The sequence below is a fragment of the Defluviitoga sp. genome (genome assembly GCF_035349255.1).
In the GTDB taxonomy this organism is placed as follows: domain Bacteria; phylum Thermotogota; class Thermotogae; order Petrotogales; family Petrotogaceae; genus Defluviitoga.
Map to the genome: position 1 here is coordinate 1 of NZ_DAOPSE010000051.1, position 6,062 is coordinate 6,062.

4 protein-coding genes and 1 pseudogene are annotated in these 6,062 nt (G+C 31.7%); all 5 read right to left on the minus strand.

The features are described from left to right. Nucleotides 1–973 (minus strand): annotated as a pseudogene (locus tag PKN74_RS07605) (methyl-accepting chemotaxis protein); the annotation flags it as partial. Between the two features lie 60 nt (nucleotides 974–1,033). Then, on the minus strand, nucleotides 1,034–2,539 hold the full coding sequence (locus PKN74_RS07610) for a sugar ABC transporter ATP-binding protein (RefSeq protein ID WP_472310157.1): 1,506 nt from the start codon (nucleotides 2,537–2,539) through the stop codon (nucleotides 1,034–1,036). Then, nucleotides 2,539–3,486, minus strand: coding sequence for an ABC transporter permease (locus tag PKN74_RS07615; RefSeq protein ID WP_472310159.1), 948 nt, complete (start codon nucleotides 3,484–3,486; stop codon nucleotides 2,539–2,541). The genes PKN74_RS07610 and PKN74_RS07615 overlap by 1 nt, the downstream gene beginning before the upstream one ends. Nucleotides 3,487–3,609: 123 nt before the next feature. After that, the gene (locus tag PKN74_RS07620) at nucleotides 3,610–4,629 is read right to left on the minus strand and encodes a sugar-binding protein (RefSeq protein WP_472310161.1); all 1,020 of its coding nucleotides are present in this window, start codon (nucleotides 4,627–4,629) and stop codon (nucleotides 3,610–3,612) included. A 129-nt stretch (nucleotides 4,630–4,758) separates the two neighbouring features. Continuing rightward, entirely contained in the window at nucleotides 4,759–5,820 is a 1,062-nt protein-coding gene (locus tag PKN74_RS07625) for an aldose epimerase family protein (protein ID WP_472310163.1), read from the minus strand. Nucleotides 5,821–6,062 lie beyond the last annotated feature (242 nt).

Below are 6,062 nucleotides of genomic sequence, written 5' to 3' on the forward strand. Positions count from 1 at the left end.
TGTTTCTTAATTCAAGTAATGGTTTGGTTATACTTCGTATTAGATATATGACCATTATTATTGCTACTACAAAGGCTATTACTGTTAATATTATTGTTAGTAGGATAGAGTTGTTGTTCTTTTCTATTAGTTGTGGCCCTAATGTATCTTGTTGTTCTTTTAATTGAGCCCTTTGGTCTTCTAATAGGTTTAGTATTTCTACCCTTAATTGTTCCATTTCTTGGATTATTGGGTCTTGAGATTCGATTGCCTCTACTATTTGGTTGAAAGTATCAAACACTTCACTAGTAAGATTCTGAATTTGAACAATAAATTGAATTGATTCATCTGTAGGCAAAACATATTGGATTAAAGATAATTGAGAATTTAATTGATCAAACATTTCTAATATTGTATTTTTATCTCCAAGAGACTGAGAAGTAAAATAAACCTGTGTATATGAAATTATATTGTCTATTATTTCATTAATATTAACTATATATGAGGAGAAAGTATAAAACCCTTCTTCTGAAAATTTCAATTGAAAATCATGCATACTTGTCTTTAAGTTATTAACCTTGATATTAAAGTTCTGATCCACAAAATATCTTTTTTCCTCATTTAATTTTACTATTTTATTGAAACTATTTTCATAATAAGAAATATATTCTTGAAATTGTTCGAACAACATCTTCTGATTTGATTCAAAATCTTGCATTGAATCTTTTATTCTATTGAAACTATCAAAAAATATATCTTTTGTTTCATTGTCGTAATGAATAATATAATCTTTTAAAGCTAAAGAAGCATTAGAAAAATTCAATTCAATTTCTGAAATACTGTTTGTTTGATCTGATAAACTTTTGTATGTTTCTAATCCTTTATTAGAAGAAAATAAGGCTAATAAGTTAAAACCAATGGCCGCAGTAAAAAAAATAAAAATTACAACAATAATTGTAATTGTTCTATTTTTAACACTTTTGAATAAAGTCATTTTATTATTCCTCCTAAAAATTATTCAAATATAGCGGCCTTTTTTAATAAAAAATTTTATTTATTTTTTGATTATTTTTTCTGCTATTCCAGTAGCCATATCCATAATTTTTTCTTGAGTAGCTTCTTCTCTTTCTAAAATCCCCGCTAATCTTCCATAACTCATTACGGCTATACGATCACTTAATTGTATTATCTCAGGTAGTTCAGAAGATATAAAAATTATTCCAACGCCTTCTTTAGATAAATTTGATATGAAATTGTATATCTCCACTTTGGCTCCAACATCTATACCTCTAGTTGGTTCATCAAGAATAAGAAGCTTAGGAGAAGTAGCTAGCCATCTGGCCAATACGACTTTCTGCTGATTTCCTCCAGATAAGTACATGACTTTTTGATTAACACTGGGAGTCTTAATATCTAAAAGACTAACATATTCTTTAGCAACTTTAGTTATTTTTGAAGGTGAAACAAATTTGTTTTTGGAGATTCTTTCTAATATTGATACACATATATTATCTTTTACTGTATGTATTAAAAAAAGGCCATCTTCTTTTCTATTTTCAGGAACAAATCCTATACCTAACTTTATGGCATCTTGAGGAGTGCTAATCTCAACTTTTTGGTTATTGAAATAAATACTCCCCGAAGTCTTTTTCCTATAACCAAAAATGGTTTCCATTAATTCACTCCTTCCAGAACCAACTAAGCCAGAAAAGCCTAAAATTTCTCCTTCATGAACCGAAAAATTAATATCTTTAAACCCTTTTCCAGATAAGTTTTCTACTCTCAATAACTCTTTTCCAATTTTATGAGATTCATAAACATAGAAATTTTTAACTTCTCTCCCTACCATCGCTTTTATAATAACATCAGGAGATACTTTATTAGTTTCATAGATTTCTACAAGTTCTCCGTCTCTTAAAACAGCGACCCTATCGGTGACTTCAAAGATTTCTTCTAAACGATGGGAAATATATATAATTGAAACTCCCTTACTTTTTAAATCTTTGATAATATCATAAAGCTCTTGCACTTCTTTTTCTGTTAATGATGATGTGGGTTCGTCCATTATTAACACCTTAGCATTTTTATACACAGCCCTCATAATTTCGACCATTTGCTGAACTGCCAATGGATATTTTTTGGCTAAATCACCAACTTTAACATTTAAACACATCATATCTGATAACCTTTTTGCTTCTTCAACCATCTTTTTATAGTTAATGAAATTTAATTTAGTAGTAGGTTCATCATTTAAAAAGACATTTTCTGCTATGGTTAAATTCCATATTATTGACAACTCTTGAAAAACTGTAATTATACCTTCTTTTATGGGCTCAGAAGGATGCCTCCATTTTTTTTCTTTTCCTTGATATATAATTTTACCTTCATCAGGTGTATATACTCCCGCAATTATTTTCATTAACGTGGATTTTCCTGCCCCATTTTCTCCAACTAAACCAAGTACTTCTCCCTTTTTTAGAGAAAGGGAGACATTCTTTAATGCCTGAACGCCTGGAAAATTTTTACTAATATCTTTCACAGTAAGTATATTTTCACTCATTATTCTTCCCCTCTACTTCTCATTTTATCCAGTGCCACTGCAACCACTATAACAACCCCAATAACTATTTCTTGCCAGAAAGACGATACTCTTAATAGAATCATACCATTCCTTAGTGTTGCCATTATCCATGCTCCTAATACTGCTCCTAGAATACTTCCATCTCCACCTGATAAACTTGTTCCTCCTATTACTGTAGCCGCAATTACATCTAATTCATATCCTTGGCCTGCATTTGGTTGAGCCATACCTAGCCATGAAGTCATTAAAAATCCGGAAACTGCTGCTAAAAAACCGTTTATTACATATGTAATTAATATCACTTTTTCTGCTTTAATTCCTACTAATTTTGCAGCCTTTTCGTTTCCTCCAACAGCATATATATGCTTTCCCAAAACAGTATACTTCAAAAAAACATGTGCAATAATTGCAACTATAAGAAGATAAATAACGGGTAAAGGTATTCCTAAAAAATGGCCCTGGCCACTAACCATAAAACTATCGGGAAACCCTGAAACAGGCCATCCTCCACTCATCACATAAGCTAATCCTCTTCCAACACTCATCATTCCAAGTGTAGTAATAAAAGGAGGTAACTTTGCTCTGGTTACTAGTAAACCATTGATAAAACCAAAAAGAGTTCCCATAGCTAAACCAAGCAATATTGCAATGATTGGGGGTAAAGAATAATCTACCATCATAATTGCCATAAACATACCTACAAACCCCATAACAGAACCTACAGATAAATCTATTCCTGATGTGATAATAACCATTGTCATTCCACAAGCCATAATAGCAATAAAAGAACTATTCAAGAGTACATCAAAAATATTGCTCGCAGTAAAGAAGGTGTCAGTTGCAATTGATAGAAAAACCATTAAAACTATTAGGATCAGAAAAACTCCGATCTCTTTAATTTCAAAAATTTTCTTTATTTTTTGCATTGCGCTTTTTCCCACCTTTTTAATTGTAGTTTTTTAGATAGATGTAATTTTCTTAATGTGTCACAAAATATATTATTCCATAGGTTGAAAAAGTTCAACCTATGGAATAAACAAATTTAACTATTATCTTGTATATATCCTATTAGCGAATTCTATGAACTCTTTAACATTTTCAGATGTAATGACATCAACCCCTGTATCAATTATATAATCATAAGAACCATCTTCGTATTGCTCTTTTGGAAGTATTTTTAATACATTTTCTACTCCAACTTTATCCATCATATACAAAACGGTAAGAGATAGATAACCCATGTCATAAGGCCTTTGACCAACTAAACCATCTACTAAACCAGCATCAACTAATTCTAATTCTTGGGGAAGTGTGTCAAAACCTACTATTAATTTATCCTTCATCTTCTGCTCACCGCCAAAAGCTGATATGACAGTCTGATTTGGAGCAAGCAAAATATTAGCATTTGCCGTAAACCATCCATCAAGATTAGGATAAGTTCTTTCAACATCCCTAACTATTTGAACTGCTTTAGCTACGTCATCTTCACTTGGAAATGGATCGGCAACATATCTAACTTTTATACCTGTTTCTTTTTCAAAATCTGCTAAAGCGTCTTTAAAACCGGCTATACGCTCATTTGTATTGAGAGCAGCTAATCCTCCAGTCAATATTGCCAAATTAATAGTAGATTGACCTGGTTTTTCACTCAATATCTTTTCAGCCATCAATTTACCAGCTTCATATCCAGCATTATAATTGTTTGTCCCTAAATATACATATCTGCCACTTTCTGGAGCATCAGAATCAAATGTAATAACTGGGATACCTTTACTTAAAGCATTTTTAACAACGATCTTTATACCTGCTGGATCATTTGGTGAAATAGCAATTCCGTTTACTCCACTACTAATGTAACTGTTTATCTTTTGAGCCTGTTGAGCAGCGTCTGCTTCTATAGGTGCATCAAAAATAGCCTTAACTCCGAGAACTTTGGCAGCATCTTTCATACCATTTTCGACAGCAAACCAATAAGCATTGTTTAAAGATTTTGGACTTAGAAGAAATGTCTGTCCAAACAATACTCCTACCAAAACTAAACTTAAAACTACTATAAAACTTCTTTTCACTTTCTCCACCTCCGTAGATAATTTTGAGATTTAATAATAACTACTTATATTAAATTGAAGCTAATTTTTACAATTCTTTTGATAATCCAATTCTTGATTTAAGTCTCTCTACTTACTAATATACATATTCTATTTGACTAAAAATTTATATATTGTCAAAGTTTGATAAATTTCTCCTGGTTTTAAAGTAGTTGATGGAAAATTGGAATGATTTGGAGAATCCGGATAATGCTGAGTTTCTAAACAAAAACCTGAATATTGCCCATAGTATTTTCCTTCTTTTCCATAAGTATCTACCCAATTTCCGGTATAAAACTGAATTCCAGGCTCTGTTGTATAAACTTCCATTATTCTTCCTGATTTTTCGTCTTCAACTCTCGCAGCTAATGCTAACTCACCAGTTTGGTTGTTTAGTACAAAATTATGATCATAACCTTTGAAAGGGGGTTCTGAAAACGCTGAGATTCTTTCACCAATTTTATGTGGTGTTACAAAATCTAGGGGAGTTCCTGCTACTGGGCTTATTTTTCCTAGTGGAATCAAAGTATCATCCACGGGAGTATAATTATCTGCAACAATCATTAAATTATGATCTAGTATATCACCCAAACCTTCTCCTGAAAGATTGAAATAACTGTGATTGGTCAAATTAACTATGGTAGTTTTATCAGTAGTTGCAAGATAACTTATTTTTACTTCATTTTCATCAGTCAAAGTATATGTTACACTTATGCTAAGATTACCAGGATAACCTTCTTCTCCATCATGACTCATATACTTAAAACGAACAGCTGGGCCATCAGGAGTATTCATTGCTACGCCTTTAAATAATTGTTTCTCAATTCCCTTAACTCCTCCATGAAGATGATTAGGATAGTTGTTTTGAGCCAAAGAATAAGTCCTACCTTCTAGAATAAATTGCCCTTTTGCAATTCTATTTCCATATCTACCAATAGTTGCACCGAAATGAGGATTTTGTGGATCGGGTTTTTCGTAATCAGCTACGCTATCAAATCCAAGAACAACATCGTCTAAATTGCCTTCTCTATCAGGTACGTATAAAGATACTAATGTAGCTCCATAATCAGTAACTTGAATAAAAACTCCGTTATCGTTAATAAGAGTGTATAAATATACAGGCATTCCATCACTAGTAAAACCCCAAAAATCTTTTTCAATATTACCAGCCATCACAGTTGATACTCCTAATATACATATAAGTCCTATAAAAAATATACTTCTAAGTGTTTTTTTCACCCAATTCCCCTCCTTTTAATATTCGGTCCTTTGTTCACTATGTTCTGTTTCAAAAAATCTTCTTAGCTACCTTCAATTTTGTATAATAATAATTTTCCTGTATAAAACCATAAATCACTAAACCCTTACACACTCAATACCCACCATCTCTGCAAACAGCTCCCACCTCCTAACAA